At 39.5% G+C, this 17,195-nt stretch carries 17 protein-coding genes; 8 read left to right on the forward strand and 9 right to left on the reverse strand.

Features of this window, described 5'->3' with window-relative positions; all coding sequences use genetic code 11:
- Positions 1-76: 76 nt before the first annotated feature.
- The 5 genes from GM920_RS18815 to GM920_RS18835 all read right to left on the reverse strand — a co-directional run bounded on the left by GM920_RS18815 (position 77) and on the right by GM920_RS18835 (position 5,423).
- Positions 77-544 carry a DUF4920 domain-containing protein gene (locus GM920_RS18815; protein ID WP_182960379.1) on the reverse strand — a complete coding sequence of 156 codons (468 nt, stop codon included), beginning with the start codon at positions 542-544 and terminating at the stop codon, positions 77-79.
- A gap of 394 nt (positions 545-938) precedes the next feature.
- The gene (radA, locus tag GM920_RS18820) at positions 939-2,315 is read right to left on the reverse strand and encodes a DNA repair protein RadA (protein ID WP_182960381.1); all 1,377 of its coding nucleotides are present in this window, start codon (positions 2,313-2,315) and stop codon (positions 939-941) included.
- A gap of 125 nt (positions 2,316-2,440) precedes the next feature.
- Complete coding sequence (locus GM920_RS18825) at positions 2,441-3,991, reverse strand: Rne/Rng family ribonuclease (protein ID WP_062550759.1); 1,551 nt, start codon at positions 3,989-3,991, stop codon at positions 2,441-2,443.
- A gap of 250 nt (positions 3,992-4,241) precedes the next feature.
- On the reverse strand, positions 4,242-5,114 hold the full coding sequence (locus GM920_RS18830; protein WP_182960383.1) for a tetratricopeptide repeat protein: 873 nt from the start codon (positions 5,112-5,114) through the stop codon (positions 4,242-4,244).
- Between the two features lie 6 nt (positions 5,115-5,120).
- Positions 5,121-5,423, reverse strand: a complete 303-nt coding sequence (locus GM920_RS18835) for an HU family DNA-binding protein (protein WP_062550757.1) — start codon at positions 5,421-5,423, stop codon at positions 5,121-5,123.
- A 172-nt stretch (positions 5,424-5,595) separates the two neighbouring features.
- On the opposite strand from GM920_RS18835, the gene mutY reads away from it, so the two are divergent.
- Both mutY and GM920_RS18845 read left to right on the forward strand, forming a co-directional pair.
- Positions 5,596-6,648 carry an A/G-specific adenine glycosylase gene (gene mutY / locus GM920_RS18840; RefSeq protein WP_182960385.1) on the forward strand — a complete coding sequence of 351 codons (1,053 nt, stop codon included), beginning with the start codon at positions 5,596-5,598 and terminating at the stop codon, positions 6,646-6,648.
- A gap of 11 nt (positions 6,649-6,659) precedes the next feature.
- Complete coding sequence (locus tag GM920_RS18845) at positions 6,660-7,088, forward strand: single-stranded DNA-binding protein (protein ID WP_182960387.1); 429 nt, start codon at positions 6,660-6,662, stop codon at positions 7,086-7,088.
- Positions 7,089-7,344: 256 nt separating this feature from the next.
- Here the strand turns inward: GM920_RS18845 and glmS are convergent, their stop codons facing one another.
- The 3 genes from glmS to GM920_RS18860 all read right to left on the reverse strand — a co-directional run bounded on the left by glmS (position 7,345) and on the right by GM920_RS18860 (position 11,581).
- Positions 7,345-9,183, reverse strand: coding sequence for a glutamine--fructose-6-phosphate transaminase (isomerizing) (glmS, locus tag GM920_RS18850; protein WP_182960388.1), 1,839 nt, complete (start codon positions 9,181-9,183; stop codon positions 7,345-7,347).
- Positions 9,184-9,257: 74 nt separating this feature from the next.
- On the reverse strand, positions 9,258-10,733 hold the full coding sequence (locus tag GM920_RS18855) for a DUF4270 domain-containing protein (protein WP_182960390.1): 1,476 nt from the start codon (positions 10,731-10,733) through the stop codon (positions 9,258-9,260).
- Between the two features lie 23 nt (positions 10,734-10,756).
- Entirely contained in the window at positions 10,757-11,581 is an 825-nt protein-coding gene (locus GM920_RS18860) for a glycogen/starch synthase (protein WP_235964579.1), read from the reverse strand.
- Positions 11,582-11,735: 154 nt separating this feature from the next.
- On the opposite strand from GM920_RS18860, the gene panC reads away from it, so the two are divergent.
- The 3 genes from panC (at position 11,736) to GM920_RS18875 (ending at position 14,209) form a co-directional block, all read left to right on the forward strand.
- The gene (gene panC, locus GM920_RS18865; protein ID WP_182960394.1) at positions 11,736-12,575 is read left to right on the forward strand and encodes a pantoate--beta-alanine ligase; all 840 of its coding nucleotides are present in this window, start codon (positions 11,736-11,738) and stop codon (positions 12,573-12,575) included.
- 46 nt (positions 12,576-12,621) lie between these two features.
- Positions 12,622-12,972, forward strand: coding sequence for an aspartate 1-decarboxylase (panD, locus tag GM920_RS18870; protein ID WP_062550751.1), 351 nt, complete (start codon positions 12,622-12,624; stop codon positions 12,970-12,972).
- A gap of 97 nt (positions 12,973-13,069) precedes the next feature.
- A complete protein-coding gene (locus GM920_RS18875; protein ID WP_182960396.1) occupies positions 13,070-14,209 on the forward strand; it encodes an acyl-CoA dehydrogenase family protein in 1,140 nt (379 codons plus the stop codon).
- Positions 14,210-14,502: 293 nt separating this feature from the next.
- Here GM920_RS18875 and GM920_RS18880 read toward each other — a convergent pair whose 3' ends face one another.
- A complete protein-coding gene (locus GM920_RS18880) occupies positions 14,503-14,850 on the reverse strand; it encodes a phage holin family protein (protein ID WP_182960398.1) in 348 nt (115 codons plus the stop codon).
- A gap of 18 nt (positions 14,851-14,868) precedes the next feature.
- Here GM920_RS18880 and GM920_RS18885 point away from each other — a divergent pair, with 18 nt between their 5' ends.
- The 3 genes from GM920_RS18885 to nusA all read left to right on the forward strand — a co-directional run bounded on the left by GM920_RS18885 (position 14,869) and on the right by nusA (position 17,181).
- Positions 14,869-15,303, forward strand: a complete 435-nt coding sequence (locus GM920_RS18885) for a hypothetical protein (RefSeq protein ID WP_182960400.1) — start codon at positions 14,869-14,871, stop codon at positions 15,301-15,303.
- Positions 15,304-15,478: 175 nt separating this feature from the next.
- A complete protein-coding gene (gene rimP / locus GM920_RS18890) occupies positions 15,479-15,943 on the forward strand; it encodes a ribosome assembly cofactor RimP (RefSeq protein WP_182960402.1) in 465 nt (154 codons plus the stop codon).
- Between the two features lie 2 nt (positions 15,944-15,945).
- Positions 15,946-17,181 (forward strand): transcription termination factor NusA, encoded by a 1,236-nt coding sequence (gene nusA / locus GM920_RS18895; RefSeq protein WP_182960404.1) that lies wholly within the window; start codon positions 15,946-15,948, stop codon positions 17,179-17,181.
- Positions 17,182-17,195 lie beyond the last annotated feature (14 nt).

Here is a 17,195-nt window from a genome sequence, read left to right on the forward strand (position 1 = left end):
ACAAGCCCTGCTCTTATAGGAGCAGGGCTTGTCTTCATATTAAATAAGGTATTGGAAATAAGAGCTAAGCAATAATCTACTCCAATATGACCACCCCTTTAGCTTCAAAAGCCAATTCTTTTTTAGGCGCGGTAATTTTAGCAACCTCTGCAGCAGATTTATGCGCATCTTCTGCATAGTGGCGTAAGGTTTCCACTGAAATTGTTTGTTTTTTTGCAATTCCATCAAGAGCTACTTTTTTTCCTACGATGTCCATTGGCATAAAGAATCCATAATCTTTGAAGGTAATGCGCATGGCCTCACCTGTAGGAGTTTTTAGTGTCATCCAGCAGCCTTTCTTTTTACAAACTTCCACCACCTCTCCTGTGATTTTCATTTCTGCTGTTTTTTGATCACCCATAGCTGCATCTATTTTCGAAACGGGTAGTAAATTTCCAGTGGTCACACCCGTGCCAAATGATTTGCCGGGGATTCCTGCTGTGTCCTGTGCTATTGCCCAAAAGGACAACGCACAAAAGCCCAGGCTTAAAAGTATTTTTTTCATGAGGTAAGATTAAAGTATTGAAATTCTATTGGTTAACCGTAAAAATATCAAATTTTATTTGGAATGGAAATGATTCAGAAAGATTCAAAACAAAAAAATCCTCGTTATCTATCGATAACGAGGATAATCATCCCTATTGTTGTTAAATCATAAATGATTAACATTTTATATTAGACAACTTATAGGCCGAATTTTTAAAAACCGCACCTATCTGGTTAACTGTCTGAAAATCAGTATAATTATAATTGATCTTTGTTTTTTCTACCAATCGTAGGTGAGGAATAAAATCCCCAATATGTAGAAAAAGTACCGATGTTTTCTACATATTGGGGAAATTTATCCATGTTTGGAAAATTTATGAGCCGGGAATATATGGCCTATCTGCAAGATTTGTTTATCCAAATAGCAAAGAAAATACATCCTCAATTTTGCTTACCGGGCTTAATTCAATTTTATACCTTTCGGTGATCAGACCTTTCATATTGTAATTAGAGATGAAAATTCTTTCAAATCCTAATTTTTCTGCCTCGGATATCCGTTGCTCTATCCTGTTAACGGCTCTGATTTCGCCGGAAAGTCCAACTTCAGCGGCAAAGCAAATTTTGGAAGAGATAAAGATGTCTTCATGAGAGGAGATGATTGCCACTAAAATTGCGAGGTCAATTGCAGGGTCTTCCACTTTAATTCCACCCGCGATATTTAAAAATACATCTCTGGTGCTTAATCGGAATCCACATCTTTTTTCCAATACTGCAAGAAGCATATTCATCCGCTTGGTGTCAAATCCATTAGATGAGCGCTGAGGCGTTCCATAAGCCGCGGCACTCACTAAGGCCTGGGTTTCGATTAACATTGGCCTGGCGCCTTCTAAAGTGGCAGAAATTGCAATTCCACTCAGCTCCTCATCCCTTTGTGATAATAAGATCTCTGAAGGATTGGAAACTTGCCTTAGCCCGGTGCTGTGCATGGCATAAATGCCTAATTCTGCAGCTGCGCCAAATCGGTTTTTAATAGAGCGTAGAATGCGGTATACATGGTTACGATCACCTTCAAATTGTAGGACGGTATCGACCATGTGCTCCAGTATTTTAGGGCCCGCAATTGCACCATCTTTTGTGATGTGACCAATTAAAAATACTGGGGTATCAGTTTCTTTAGCAAATCTTAGCAGTTCGGAGGTACACTCCCGTACCTGGGACACGCTTCCTGGCGTCGCTTCAATATTTGCGGAATGCAGGGTTTGAATAGAATCTACAATGAGCAGGTCTGGTTCGAGTTCTTCAATCTGTTTGAAAATATTTTGGGTAGAAGTTTCTGTAAGGATATAGCAGTCTGAAGTAGGATTGGAAGTGATCCTTTCCGATCTCATTTTAATCTGTTGTTCACTTTCCTCTCCAGAGATGTAAAGAATCTTTTTACCCGGGATATTTAGTGCCAGTTGGAGCATCAATGTCGATTTTCCGATCCCTGGTTCTCCGCCGATTAGAATTACGGAACCGGCGACTAAACCACCACCCAATACTCGATCCAACTCCTGATCACCGGTTAAAATCCGTTCCTCGCTGATGGAAATAATATGATCTACTTTGTTCGGTTTGTTGACTCTTGTACTGGTTGTAGATGTTTTCCAGGCCGGTACTTTAGAACTGGCCTTTTCGATTACTTCTTCTACAAAGGTATTCCATTGATTACATGATGGACATTTACCGAGCCATTTTGCGGCTTCATGTCCGCAATTCTGACAGAAATATGCTGATTTAGTTTTAGCCAATTGATTGGAGTTTTAATGAGGTACGAATTTAGGATAATTCAGTATAAATTGGGTTTAAAAATCCCTTTAAAGCAAACAGGCCTGTTCCAAGAGGAGCAGGCCTGTTTAAAGAAATTTAACCGTGATTATAATTTAATCTCTTCGTCTTTAGACGAGATAAAATGGAATTCAGTGAGGTTATAAGAAGGAACCGCTTTGATTTTGATTCTTTGTCCGAATTTAAAGAACCATTTCCATTGTAAAGATATGAACCCTTTTTTGATGTAAGCCTCAATATAAGGGTGTACACAAAGTGTAATATTTTTTTCGTTTTGCTCCTGCAAAATATAGGTCAGATTGTTCTCGATGTCATCCATCAATACAATACTTGCCTTAATTTCACCCGTACCGTCACAGGTTGGGCATTTTTCACTGGTTACGATGTTCATCTCCGGTCTAACGCGCTGACGTGTGATTTGAACAAGGCCAAACTTACTTGGAGGAAGAATGGTATGTTTCGCACGATCCAGGAGCATTAGTTCCTTAAGGTAGTCAAACAACATCTTACGGTTAGCAGGCTTGTGCATGTCGATAAAATCGATCACTACAATACCACCCATGTCACGTAAGCGTAATTGTCTCGCAATTTCTTTTGCCGCTTCTTTATTTACCTGAAGGGCATTTTCTTCCTGGTTTTCTTTGCTTGCAGTTCTGTTACCGCTATTCACGTCAACAACATGCAATGCTTCGGTGTGTTCTACCACAAGGTAGGCACCACCCGCCAGGTTTACTGTTTTTCCGAAAGCATTTTTAATTTGCTTTTCAATACCGAAATGTTCAAATATTGGTTCTTTATGCTTGTAGATCTTAACGATCTTCTCCATCTCCGGAGAGATTTCATGCACATAGGAGCGAATGTCTTCAAACAAGTTACTGTCATTCACATAAACGTTAGTGAAGTCGGTACTTAAAATGTCACGGATAAGCGTGGAAGTACGGTCCATCTCTCCCCAAACACGTTTTGAAGGCTCTGCATCGGGCAGCTTCTTAATGAAGTTCTCCCATTTAGTAACAGAGTCCAAAAGGTCTTTTTGAAGTTCGGCAACGCCTTTACCTTCAGAAACCGTTCTAATAATCACTCCAAAGTTTTTCGGCTTGATACTTTCAATAATCTTTTTCAGGCGATTACGTTCCGTATTGCTTTTAATCTTTTTGGAAATCGAGATGACATTAGAGAAGGGAACCAGCACAATATAGCGTCCTGCTATAGATAAGTCTGAACTTAAACGTGGCCCCTTTGTTGAAATAGGTTCTTTGGCGATTTGAACTGGTAAGACAAGATTCTTGCTGACCACTTCAGAGATCTTTCCAGCTTTGTTAATGTCTCCTTCTAGCTTGAAATTATCTAATAAAGTTCCGCTAACAGAGCCATTACGCTTGATTTTAGTAAGCTTAATTAAAGATTGTACTTGTGGACCAAGGTCGAAATAATGCAAAAAAGCATCTTTTTCGTAACCCACATCAACGAACGCAGCATTTAGACCGGGCATAATTTTCTTTATGCGGCCCAAATAAATATCACCTACGGCGTAGTTGTTATTGATGTGTTCCTTATGAAGTTCTACAAGCTGTTTGTCTTCAACTAAAGCTATGGTTACTCCCGAGGGAGATGAATCTATAATGAGTTCCTTTACCAAAAGCTACAGATTTTAAGGCTATTCGCCTTATTAACACATGGACAATAAAAAAAATATTGCTACCAACAATTAAGGCTACGATCAAATCCTAGCCTTAGTTGTTGAGCAAAACATGAAGAAAAATTATTTTTTCTTATGTCTGTTTTTTCTTAAACGTTTTTTGCGTTTGTGAGTAGCCATTTTATGTCTCTTTCTTTTCTTACCGCTTGGCATAATTTTTGGGTTTTAAATATTTTCGTAAATCTGTTTATTATTTTTTATTCTTTAACGCATTCACTTTATCATCGATAAATTTTGACAATGTCGCGTTTGCAGCTAATTTTTTACTCTTTTCGTAAGCTTCAATAGCTTCCGTGTTTTTTCCAAGGTTTTCATAGGCCGTTCCCAAATAGAAGTAAGCTTCTGGGGAAGGTTTCATGGCAATAATGTTTTGGAACCTCGTTATTGCTTTATCAAATTGTCCCGACTTCATCGCAAAAGTACCTAAGCTCATATTTGCTTTTAAGTTCTTAGGGTCTTTCTTTACAACGTCCATTAACATTGCTATTCCTGACATTGGAGCGCCCATTCCATTAACGATGGTAATTCCAAGACCTGTTTTAGCATCATTACTGTTCGAGTCTATTTTTACCGCATTGGTATAAGCGAAATTCGCTTTTTGCAATAAGGCAGGTAATAATACACTGTCACGGGTATTGTCAAATGCCTTCATAAATGTATCTCCGGCAGTCAACCAATTATTTAATGTGGGTTCTTTGCTCGCAACAATTTCCAAATATAAGGCACTTGGAACCGTTTGCTCTAAATCATCCCATTTCTTTGCTAACAATTTTGCCTCTGCAGCTTTTTTATCTTCAGAAGCGCTGGTATATGCATTTTCAAGGGTAACGATTTCAGCGGCTAAACTCGCATTGATGGTGTTTTTAGCGACAGTTGAGACCTCTTTAAGATTGATTTCTGCTGTTGCCGGGGCTTGTGAAGCCATTGGTCCACCTGCAGCTTTACTGTTGGTTTCTTCCTTTGGTTTTACTAAGCCTTTAATATCCCTTGTAAACAAAAACGCTACAAGCAGTACAACTGCTCCTATCAATATGGCTTGTTTAGTTCGGATATTTTTTATCATAATGAATTAAGCTTCTACGCTAACTATTTTTGAATTATTTTTCACTTTATCAACAAATACTTTTGCTGGTTTAAAGCTTGGAACGAAGTGTTCCGGGATAATAATTGCAGTGTTTTTAGAAATATTCCTTGCAGTTTTTTGTGCTCTTTTTTTAACAACAAAACTACCAAAACCCCTAACATATACATTTTCTCCACCAATCATGCTGTTTTTGATGACCTTGAAAAATGCCTCAACGGTTTCTTGTACATCTACCTTTTCAATTCCTGTTTTCGTTGATATTTCTGAAATAATATCTGCCTTAGTCATATTCTCTGTTATTAATTTATAGTGTGTTATATACTTTATAAGTGTTTTGGGGTTGCAAAAGTATTGCTTTTTAATGAGATAGGAAAATAAAAGATGATTTATTTGCAGCCGATCGTATCACTGAATTGCAAGTTTTAGTAAAAATAAATATTTAGGGTGTATTTTTGTGGTTATGAGTTTTCAGAGAGAAATCGTTAAATGGTATACCATCAATAAAAGGGAACTTCCCTGGAGAGACACTACCGATGCTTATGTGATTTGGCTGTCTGAAATTATTTTGCAGCAAACGCGCGTAGAGCAGGGGCTCCCTTATTTTCAGCGGTTTTTACAAAACTATCCTACGGTTAATGATTTTGCCAATGCTACAGAGGCTCAGGTGCTTAAGCTATGGCAGGGATTGGGGTACTATTCCAGAGGCAGAAACATGCTGTTTACAGCAAGGTTGATTCAAGAAAATTATGCTGGTGTTTTCCCAACAAAATATGAGGAACTGATTCTATTAAAAGGTGTAGGCGAGTATACCGCAGCTGCGATTTCGTCCTTTTCCGCCAATGAATCCAGAGCGGTTTTGGATGGCAATGTTTTTCGCGTATTGTCCAGGTATTTCGGCATCGAGACTGCCATCAATAGTACGGATGGGAAAAAGGAGTTTACAGCGCTGGCTAATGCTTTAATCATCGATCAGAATCCTGCTATATACAACCAGGCCATCATGGAATTCGGTGCACTTCAATGTAAGCCGAAATCTCCGGACTGCCTGAATTGCCCGGTACAGTCCGGTTGCTATGCGAGGGCGAACGCTCGCGTAAATGTATTGCCGCTGAAGTTGAAAACGTTGAAAAAGAGAATCCGTTATTTCAATTATTTTGTGTGTCAGGAAGGCGAAAATCTACTGGTGAAAAAACGGATAGCTGGAGATGTATGGCAGGAATTATATGATTTCCCCTTAATAGAAACGGAAAAAAATTACCTTAAAACCCAAGAAAGTTTTCTGCCGGAATTAAAAAATAACTTTGGCCCGGACTGTTTAATTACTCCAATATCAGAACAAAAGCATTTATTGACTCACCAAACTATATATGTTCAATTTTTTGGTTTAGACAATTATATCATTAACTTTAATAAGAATGCAGAAATAAAATGGGTTTCCCTGGCAGAATTTGAGGAGCTGCCTCAACCTAAAGTAATTGCAAATTTTATGAATTCCAATTCAATTAAACAGTAAAAATAGATTCCATGTCAGGTATTAACAAAGTTATTTTAGTCGGACATTTAGGCAAAGATCCTGAAGTTAGACATTTAGAAGGAGGGGTAACTGTAGCTAGTTTTCCATTGGCAACATCAGAGACCTATAACAAAGACGGTAAGCGTATTGAGCAAACGGAATGGCATAACATTGTTTTATGGAGGGGGCTGGCAGAAGTAGCCTCTAAATATTTACAAAAAGGGAAATTGGTCTATATTGAAGGAAAACTACGTACGCGTTCTTTTGAAGACCGTGAAAAGGTAAAAAAATACGTGACTGAAGTGGTGGCGGAAAACTTCACTATTTTGGGGAGAAAGAGTGATTTTGAGCATACGCCAGTGACCACCGAAAACACTACGCCAAAGAGTGAAACAGAATATCTTGATCCGAATGAGGTATCAGGAGATCTGCCATTTTAAATGGCGCGCTTAACCGGTTAGGCGCAAAAAGGGCAATACTGGATGTTTATGAAGATGCAATTCAAGAATTGCGTCAGGTGATTGAATGCCTTTCCGACGAAGCGCAGCATATGGCGCTGGAGCCGCCATTTTACAGGTGTTACAGCATATCCGACAAATTGAAAAGCTTAAAATCCGATTGGGTATCTTATAAAAAATGGCTGGACGCTTTCCTAAATAAAGGAAGCATCCAGCCATTTGCTATTCGTGGCTTAATTTATTCTACGGTTACTGATTTCGCCAGGTTTCTTGGTTGATCAACATTACAGCCACGCATTAAAGCGATGTGGTACGACAACAACTGCAATGGTATTGTCGCTAATAAAGGTAAGAAAGCCTCGCTAGAGTCCGGAATCTCAATGCAATAATCTGCCATCTTCCTTACTTCTGTATCTCCTTCGGTAACAATTGCAAGAACAATTCCTTTTCTTGCTTTTACCTCCTGAATATTGCTGATGACCTTCTCATAGGAAGAATTTTTAGTCGCAATCACGACTACAGGCATTTCTTCGTCAATTAAGGCGATAGGACCGTGTTTCATCTCAGCAGCAGGATAACCTTCGGCATGAATATAAGAGATCTCCTTAAGCTTTAAAGCGCCTTCTAGAGCCACAGGAAAACCACTACCTCTTCCAAGGAATAGGCAGTTTCTTGAATCTTTGAATTTCGCAGCAATTTCCTTGATTAAATCATTGGATTCTAGTGCTTTTTGAATTTTATCAGGAATGCAATCAAGTTCTGTTAAAAGTTCCACCAATTGAGAATGGGTGATGGTGCCTTTTTGTTGTGCCATGTAGAAAGCCATTAAGGTCAGTACAGTTACCTGAGCAGTAAAAGCTTTGGTCGAAGCTACCCCGATTTCTGGTCCGGCGTGAGTATACACACCTGCATGTGTTAACCTTGGGATAGACGAGCCTACCACATTACAAACGCCAAAAATGGTTGCGCCTTTTTCTTTTGCCATTTCAATTGCGGCCATGGTATCTGCCGTTTCACCAGATTGAGAAATGGCAATTACGATATCTTTTTCGGTGATGATTGGATTTCTATAGCGGAATTCAGAGGCATACTCTACTTCCACCGGGATCCTTGCATACTCTTCAATCAGATATTCTGCAACCAGACCGGCATGCCATGACGTGCCACAGGCCACAATGATAATACGGTCGATATTTTTCAGCTTATCGGCATATTCTTTAATTCCTCCTAGTTGTACAATACCTTCATTTGGATAGATCCTACCGCGCATACAATCACGGATAGAGCGGGATTGTTCAAAGATTTCTTTGAGCATAAAATGCTCGTATCCACCTTTTTCCAGCATCTCCAGCTTCAGTTCCAATGCCTGGATGTAAGGCGTTTGGATCACATTGTCCAGTCTTTTGATCAACAATTCGTCGCGTTTAATGAGCGCAACTTCATTGTCATTCAGGTAAATCACGTTTTTAGTATACTCAATGATTGGCGTTGCATCAGAGGCGACAAAATATTCATCCGTGCCTACACCAATTACCAGCGGACTACCTTTTCTTGCTGTAATCAATTGATCTGGCTGATCCTCGTCCATTAAAACAATGGCATAAGCACCAGTAACCTCATTTAAGGCAAGTCTTACTGCTTCAAAAAGATCCGTGTTTTCATTCTTGTAAATCTCTTCGATCAAGTGTACGAGTACTTCTGTATCTGTATCACTTTTAAATATATGTCCTCTATGAATCAATTCTTCCTTTAAGGTGGCATAGTTTTCTATGATCCCGTTATGGATAATTGATAATTTCCCGCTGTTAGAAGTATGGGGGTGAGAATTACGATCAGAAGGGGCGCCATGTGTTGCCCATCTGGTATGTCCGATACCGATAGTTCCGGAAAGATCTTTCCCTACGGAGAAATTTTCCAGTTCCTGGACCTTTCCAGCTTTTTTATAAATATTTAACCCGGTTTCATTGATGAGTGCAATTCCTGCACTATCATAACCACGATACTCTAATCTTTTCAGTCCTTTTAGGACGATTGGCCAGGCTTCCCGATGACCAATATAACCAACAATTCCACACATAAAAATTATGTTTTAAAAAATAAATCCCCCGAAATTAACGAATCTCGGGGGATATGAATATGGTTGTTGTTAAATTATTTTAATTTGGTATAGAAGATATTAAGCTTCATTCGTTTTGTTCCGGATGCTGCATCTTTTATTGGGCTGAGTAGGATGGAGCGTTCTGCGGTGGTAGCGAAAGGGCTTACAGAAAAATCAGCATCTAAATTTGAGGCTGGTGAGATGAAAGTGCCATAATCCTGGGTTTTTCCATCTACTAAATCCTGTATGTAAGCCGTGATGCTAAAAATATAGCGTCTGTTGACAGAATCAAAATACCCGCCAAATAAGATTGGAGATTGAAGCGCTCTTAGGTCGCCATAATAGGCTGGACTTGAGTTTGTTACCGAACGGTCATTGTCAGGAACATTTACCAATAGTCCTGCAGCATTTAATCTAGCTAGCCTTAATCTTGGTGCAGGTTTAAAGTAGGTGTCATCTTCTGGAGTAACATCAATAACGAGTTCTGCTTTGTTGATGGAAACCTTTGAGCCGCCAAGTAAAGCCTTAAAGCCACTAAAATCAAAAGAAATCTTGTTTTTTAAACCGGTTAAACCTTGAACATATGTTTTTGAGTATGCTGTGGCTGAAGGGTTATCGAGTTGTGTTTTAATTGCTGTTGCATTTGAATAATCATGCTTTACAGAAGCTGCAATTGGAGCTGTGGTAGAATTAATCGGGAAAATGGCAGAAACAGTGTCTCTCGTTAAAGCAACAGTCCCAGCTTTTCTGTAATAGATCTGAAGTTTAGCCCCATTGTCTGCGTTTCCATCTGAAGGAGCGGCAAGATTGAAAAAAGACATGGCTCCTGATCCCGATGCACTGGTTACATTTACATATAAGCCATTAAAGTTACGCACGAATAAGTCATTTCTGGAGTAAGCACTGGTGTCCAGGTTGACAATTCTATTTTGAATCTTTTGAGCATCTAACCTGATCCTCAATTGAGGGGCTACTGTTGCTGCTGTATCCGGCTTGCCGGTAACGATATTGGTTACTTTAAAGGGAGTTGTTGGGCGTTGCTGATGATTGATACTTTCTCCTAGAAGGCCATTGGCGCCGGTAATTGTTTTTGCTCCCCAGTCTACAGAGGTTAGAAAGCTGCTTTGCAAGCTTAGATCCACGTCCATTTGTTTCACTGTAAAAGTGAAACTCTGCGTAGAATCTCCGTAAAAATTTTTGGAATAAGGCAATACCAAAACAGCCGAATCTACTTCTACTCCTATTCCAAAGCGATAACCTGTCGAAGGAATGTTTACTGTCATGGCCGTACCAGCTTCAGTTTTTCCAAAAACAGGATCATTCATGAGGCCTATTGGAAATCTACTTAGACCAACGCCGGAAACAGGATCGTCTACAACTGTTTGAGAAGTTAGGGAGGTATTCTCGTACAAATCTCCGGTAATGGTTGAGCCATCTGGTGACAGACCAATCGTGTTGTTATCTTTACACGAAGAAAAAAGAAAAAGACCTATCAACATGGTTAATAAGTCTTGTTTTGTAAATTTCATATTTAAATTAATAATACCTGAGTTTATGCTATAGAAACCAATTCTTCATCCGATATCTCTTCATATAATGAATAGAAGTTTTCGAAATCCTCGGTTAAATTAAAGGCTAAAGTTGGTTTATTAGAATCTTTAACAAATTTTAACACATTTGCATCAATCTTATCATGTGCTAATACCACTGCGTCTGAGTAAGTAATGGCGCCAATATGTAAGGTGTTACAATCTGCATTTTCGAACATTTTCGTGTCCTCAAGTGTCATCGCATTCATTACTGCTTTCTTATGTAAATCAGCATGAAGCTTTTCTGTAAAGCAGTTCTCATAGATAGAGTAGACTACTTTAGCATTTTTGAAAGTAGGGTCATTCTTGTAAGAAGTCTTGATGTAAGCAGGGACTAATGAAGTCATCCAACCATGACAATGAACGATGTCTGGTGCCCAACCTAGTTTCTTAACAGTTTCCAATGCGCCTTTGCAAAAGAAGATTGTTCTCTCGTCATTGTCCGCATAGAATTTTTCTTCTTTGTCTCTGAAAACGTATTTGCGTTGGAAATAATCTTCATTATCCAGGAAATACACCTGCATACGAGCAGCTGGAATAGAGGCAACTTTAATAATTAACGGGTTGTCATTATCATCAATGATAATGTTCATTCCTGAAAGGCGTATCACTTCGTGCAATCTGTTCCTTCTTTCATTAATGTTCCCGAATCTAGGCATCAAAATGCGGATCTCAAATCCTTTATCTTGCATCGCCTGTGGTAGTTGACGGGTAATTTCTGAAATTTTAGTGAGTTCAAGGAAAGGCGACATCTCGTGTGTAACAATCAGTAGCTTCGTTTTGGCCATCTCCATATTCTGTAAATAAATAATTATGTTAAAGAAAAGATTATCAAGGGGCAAAGGTAAGCAAAATAATAACATTTATCAATTATATAGGCAAGATGTTTTGTTTGGAATGGATAATTAACCAACTTTGCCCTTTGAAATTTTATAGGCTAGTTTGAAAGTTATAAACACCATCGCAGCGTTAAAGTCGTTGCTTGAACCAATAAAATTGGGTCAACAGAAAATTGCTTTAGTGCCTACTATGGGTGCTTTGCACAAGGGACATGTGTCTTTAATCAAGATTGCACAGCAACACGCTGATGTAGTAGTTTGCAGCATTTTTGTAAATCCAACTCAGTTCACCGATCCAAAGGATCTGGAGAAATATCCCCGCCCCTTAGAACACGACATGCAAATGCTTTTAGCTGCAGGATGCGATGTCGTATTTATGCCTTCTGTAAAGGAAATGTATCCTGAGCAAGAGGAATGGCACATTGACCTGGGCCCGGCAGAGTTTTTACTCGAAGGGGAATTCAGAAGAGGTCATTATCAGGGAGTCACTCAAATTGTGAACAAGCTGTTTAATGCGGTAAATCCTGATGTTGCTTTCTTCGGACAAAAAGATTTTCAGCAGGTGTTGATGATTGAAAATATGGTGGCTTATTTTAAGCTTCCGGTTCAAATCATTTCCTGCCCGATTATTAGAGAAGATGATGGCTTGGCGATGAGTTCGAGAAACATTCATTTGACGGCGGAAGATCGTGAACATGCTTTAGTGTTGAGCGCAGCATTGAACTATGTAAAAGATCATTTTAATGACCTGAGTATTCCGGTATTGCTAGAAAATGCTAAAGACATGATCTCAGCGATTCCAGGAGTGGAGTTGGATTATTTTACCATTGCAAACGGGAAAACCCTGCTTCCAGAAACCGATAAAAATCAACCGGATTTAGTGGCGTTAGTGGCCGCAAAAGTAGGTCAGACGCGGCTTATAGATAATATGCTGCTCAATTGACAATCCATTACTATACAGTATCCACAACATTTTGTAACTTTGTATTATGATTATCGAGATATTAAAATCGAAAATACACCGTGTTAAAGTAACACAGGCAGAATTGAATTATGTAGGTAGCATTACCATCGATCAGGATCTGATGGATGCTGCTCAGATTATTGCCAATGAAAAGGTGCAAATTGTTAACAATAATAACGGAGAACGTTTTGAAACTTATGTAATTAAGGGCGAACGCGGAACGGGTATTGTTTGCTTAAATGGAGCCGTGGCCAGAAAAGTGCAGGTCGGCGATATTCTTATCATTATGTCTTTTGGCTCTCTGCCGATCGAAGAAGCGAAGAAATACCATCCTGTTCTTGTTTTTCCAGACGACAATAATCGCCTTTTAAAATAGCAGGAAAGTATATCGTGTAAAATAATACTATGCAGCCATAGTAATCTGATCTAGAAATACTAAATTTGGCAGTACGTATATTTTTATCTATATAATTATGCTATTTCAATTAAGTGAAGAACAATTGATGATTCAACAGGCTGCAAGGGATTTCGCACAGAATGAGCTTAAGCCCGGAGTTATCGAAAGAGATGAGCACCAGAAATTCCCTGCCGAGCAAGTAAAAAAACTAGGCGAACTTGGATTTCTTGGAATGATGGTTTCAGAAAAATATAATGGCAGCGGGCTAGACGCGCTATCTTATGTCCTGGTGATGGAAGAATTGTCGAAAGTTGATGCTTCTGCCTCCGTGGTTGTTTCCGTAAATAATTCCCTGGTTTGTTATGGACTGGAGTCTTACGGTTCTGAATTTCAAAAAGAGAAATACCTGAAACCTTTGGCTTCAGGTGAAAAAATCGGCGCTTTCTGTTTATCAGAGCCGGAGGCCGGGTCAGATGCCACCTCACAGCAAACCACTGCTGTCGATATGGGCGATTATTACTTGTTAAACGGTACGAAAAACTGGATCACGAACGGGAATACCGCTTCTACCTACCTGGTGATTGCGCAAACCGACCGCGCTTTAAAACACAAAGGAATCAATGCTTTTATTGTGGAAAAAGGGATGGAAGGCTTTACTGTTGGTCCGAAAGAAAATAAAATGGGAATTCGTGGTTCTGATACGCATTCACTCATGTTCAATGATGTTAAAGTGCCTAAAGAAAACAGGATTGGCGAGAATGGATTCGGTTTTACTTTCGCGATGAAAACCCTGGAAGGCGGGCGTATTGGTATCGCTGCACAAGCCTTAGGGATTGCTGCAGGTGCCTATGAACTTGCTTTAGCTTATTCCAAGGAACGTAAATCTTTTGGTAAAGCGATTGCAGAGCATCAGGCAATAGCCTTTAAATTGGCAGACATGGCGACCAGTATCGAAGCGGCAAGGATGTTGGTGTATAAAGCGGCATGGTTGAAAGATCAGGGTCAGTCTTATACCCTGGCGGGTTCTATGGCTAAGGTCTATGCTTCGAAAGTAGCAATGGACGTTACCGTTGAAGCTGTTCAGATTCATGGAGGCTATGGCTTTGTGAAAGAATATCATGTGGAGCGCATGATGCGGGATGCTAAAATTACCCAAATCTATGAGGGGACTACTGAAATTCAGAAAATGGTGATCTCCAGGGAGATTTTGAGATAAAATTTTTCCGATTAAAATAGAAAAAGGACGGCCATGATGGGCTGTCCTTTTTCATTAAAACTGTTTTTCCTGCTACCAGGCTGTTGCCTGGTTGCTACTCTGGAAAAGGCCGGGTAGTGGTTTGGTACTGGTCGGGTTTCGGATAGGGTTCAGTAAGAGTTCACAGGGAACATGTCCGGCCTTGCTTAGGGGGATTGGTACGTCAAGTCTATCGGAACCCTTTCGATAGGCCCTGATAGATGCGCGCGCTTCCCAACCACAACCAGGATATCATCTAAGTGTTTTTACCCGAATTAATTGTCCTTGGTTCCAAGTATGCTGCCCAGTACTCCCTTAACTACCGCCACCACAATGGCCAATAATGCTGCCGCCCAGAATCCACTGGTATTAAAGGTGGTCATCATGTTGTCTACCAGCAAAATCATAAGAACGGTGATGATGAAGGAAACCAGTCCGAGGGTTAAAATATTAATAGGAAGGGTGAAGATCCTTAATATGGTTCCAATGGTGGCATTGGCCAAAGAAATCAACACTGCAGCGAGGACGGCAGTCCAAAAGCTATCTACATGTACACCCGGAATAATTTTTGCGCCCAGAAATACTGCGAGTCCCAATAATAAAATTTCTACAATAACCTTCATAATGCTTAATTTAGTAAGATGTTTAAATACTTTGTCAGGCCAATCATGCTGGGCTGTGCCAGTCTTTTCTTTGCCGGATGTTCCGATGCAAATAATAAGCCACTTTCTATAGATTTCTCTAGAGACAGTTCAACGATTGTATTTTCCAACATTGATCCCCGGGGCTTATTGGAGTTGAATGAGCTGAAAAACCGGGATTCCGTTTTGGCGGACTTAGTTTCGGTCTTGCAAACCCCTTCAGAAAAAGATTCGCTTATCCGGGAACAAGCAATCCCTGGAAAGTTCATGCTGAGTGACAGCAGTCTTGTGTTCAGTCCGATACAGCCTTTTGTAAAAGGACGCGAATATCTGGTCATTACCCATTTGAATATTCAATTCGCTAAGCCGGAAGAAATTGTCAAAGGAAAATTAAGCTATACCATTAAGCCACAACAAAAGGTGTTGAATAGGTAATAGACTGCCTTGTTGCCCTTGGTTTCGCTCTCGTATCTTGCTGAAAAAGTTGCACATACCTTACACTTAACATCATTTCCATTTTTATTATGTGAAAATATTTCATACCTTTGCACTGTAATAGAGGGCAAGAGGGGACAGGAGTCCCCTCTTTTCTTTTATTAGCAAATTGGTTATGCAAGCAGAAAAAAGAGTAACAGAGTTAGTTGAAGAGAAGATTTCGGATAGGCCGGAGTTGTTTTTGGTAGAAGTTAAAATGCTTCCAAACAATAAGCTTATTATTCATGTTGATGGCGATGAAGGGATTAGTATCCAGGATTGTGCAGCGATCAGCAGACATGTAGGTTTTCATTTGGAAGAAGAAAATACCATCGATAAAGCTTATAATTTAGAAGTATCCTCACCGGGTGTTGGTGAACCACTAAAACTTAAAAGACAATATGTGAAAAATATTGGCAGAGATTTAAGTGTGAAGCTAAATGGTGGAGAGATTAAAGAAGGCAAGTTGCTTTCTGTTGAAGATAACGGCATAACCATCGAAGCGAAGGTTAAAGAAAAAGGTAAAAAGGCGACGCTGGAAGAAACCAGTATCGACTTTAGTAGTATAACAGAAACAAAGGTTTTAATTTCATTTAAATAAAAATGAGCAATATTAATTTAATCGATTCATTTCAGGAATTCAAAGAATTCAAGAACATCGACCGTCCTACAGTGATTAGTGTGCTGGAAGAGGTATTTCGCAGTATGTTGCGTAAAAAATACGGTACAGATGAGAATTGTGACGTCATCGTTAACCCGGACAACGGGGATTTGGAAATCTGGCGTACTAGAAAGGTGATGGAGGATGGTTTTTCTGAAGATGATGACCTGGAGATCGAACTTGCTGAAGTAAAGCGCTTAGATCCTGATATGGAAGTTGGCGACGATTACATTGAGCAAATCACCTTAGAGAGCTTTGGACGTAGAGCAATTTTAGCTGCACGCCAGACGTTGGTGTCTAAAGTATTAGAATTAGAGAAAGACGAGATCTTCAAAAAATATAAAGATAGAGTTGGTGAGATTGTAACCGGAGAAGTTTATCAGGTTTGGAAAAAAGAAACATTGGTGCTGGATGATGAAGGCAACGAGTTGATGATGCCAAAAACGGAACAAATCCCGGCTGATTATTTCAAAAAAGGGGATACTGTTCGCGCGGTAATCCTTAAAGTAGATATGATCAATGCAACTCCAAAAATTATCATTTCAAGGATTGCCCCTGAATTCTTACAACGTTTGTTTGAAATTGAGGTTCCTGAGATTTTTGACGGCTTAATTACCATCAAGAAAATTGTGCGTGAGCCAGGAGAAAGAGCGAAAGTTGCAGTAGAGTCTTATGACGACAGAATTGATCCTGTTGGTGCATGTGTGGGTATGAAAGGTTCAAGGATACATGGTATCGTTAGAGAACTGAAAAATGAAAACATTGATGTGATTAACTTCACCAACAACGTTTCATTATATATTACCAGAGCATTGAGCCCGGCAAAAATCACTTCTATTAAGTTAGATGATGAAACGAAACATGCTTCGGTATATTTGAAACCAGATCAGGTTTCTTTGGCAATCGGTAGAGGTGGTCATAATATTAAATTAGCTGGTAAATTAACCGGTTATGAGATCGATGTTTATCGTGAAGCAGGCGAAGAAGATGAGGATGTGGATATTGAAGAATTCTCAGACGAAATCGACAGCTGGATCATTGATGAATTGAAATCAATCGGTTGTGATACCGCAAAAAGTGTGCTTTCACTTTCCATTGACGAGTTGGTAAAACGTACCGACCTTGAAGAAGAAACCGTCAAAGAAGTGATGAGTATATTAAAATCAGAGTTTGAATAAAACGTTAACTTGAA

The organism is Pedobacter gandavensis (genome assembly GCF_014172405.1).
GTDB lineage: Bacteria > Bacteroidota > Bacteroidia > Sphingobacteriales > Sphingobacteriaceae > Pedobacter > Pedobacter gandavensis.

Coding starts and splice junctions, on each gene's coding strand:
- GM920_RS18815 (WP_182960379.1), bottom strand. CDS start 544: ATGAAAAAAATACTTTTAAGCCTGGGCTTTTGTGCGTTGTCCTTTTGG.
- GM920_RS18830 (WP_182960383.1), bottom strand. CDS start 5,114: ATGATAAAAAATATCCGAACTAAACAAGCCATATTGATAGGAGCAGTT.
- GM920_RS18835 (WP_062550757.1), bottom strand. CDS start 5,423: ATGACTAAGGCAGATATTATTTCAGAAATATCAACGAAAACAGGAATT.
- mutY (WP_182960385.1), top strand. CDS start 5,596: ATGAGTTTTCAGAGAGAAATCGTTAAATGGTATACCATCAATAAAAGG.
- GM920_RS18845 (WP_182960387.1), top strand. CDS start 6,660: ATGTCAGGTATTAACAAAGTTATTTTAGTCGGACATTTAGGCAAAGAT.
- glmS (WP_182960388.1), bottom strand. CDS start 9,183: ATGTGTGGAATTGTTGGTTATATTGGTCATCGGGAAGCCTGGCCAATC.
- GM920_RS18855 (WP_182960390.1), bottom strand. CDS start 10,733: ATGAAATTTACAAAACAAGACTTATTAACCATGTTGATAGGTCTTTTT.
- GM920_RS18860 (WP_235964579.1), bottom strand. CDS start 11,581: ATGGCCAAAACGAAGCTACTGATTGTTACACACGAGATGTCGCCTTTC.
- panD (WP_062550751.1), top strand. CDS start 12,622: ATGATTATCGAGATATTAAAATCGAAAATACACCGTGTTAAAGTAACA.
- GM920_RS18875 (WP_182960396.1), top strand. CDS start 13,070: ATGCTATTTCAATTAAGTGAAGAACAATTGATGATTCAACAGGCTGCA.
- GM920_RS18880 (WP_182960398.1), bottom strand. CDS start 14,850: ATGAAGGTTATTGTAGAAATTTTATTATTGGGACTCGCAGTATTTCTG.
- GM920_RS18885 (WP_182960400.1), top strand. CDS start 14,869: ATGTTTAAATACTTTGTCAGGCCAATCATGCTGGGCTGTGCCAGTCTT.
- rimP (WP_182960402.1), top strand. CDS start 15,479: ATGCAAGCAGAAAAAAGAGTAACAGAGTTAGTTGAAGAGAAGATTTCG.
- nusA (WP_182960404.1), top strand. CDS start 15,946: ATGAGCAATATTAATTTAATCGATTCATTTCAGGAATTCAAAGAATTC.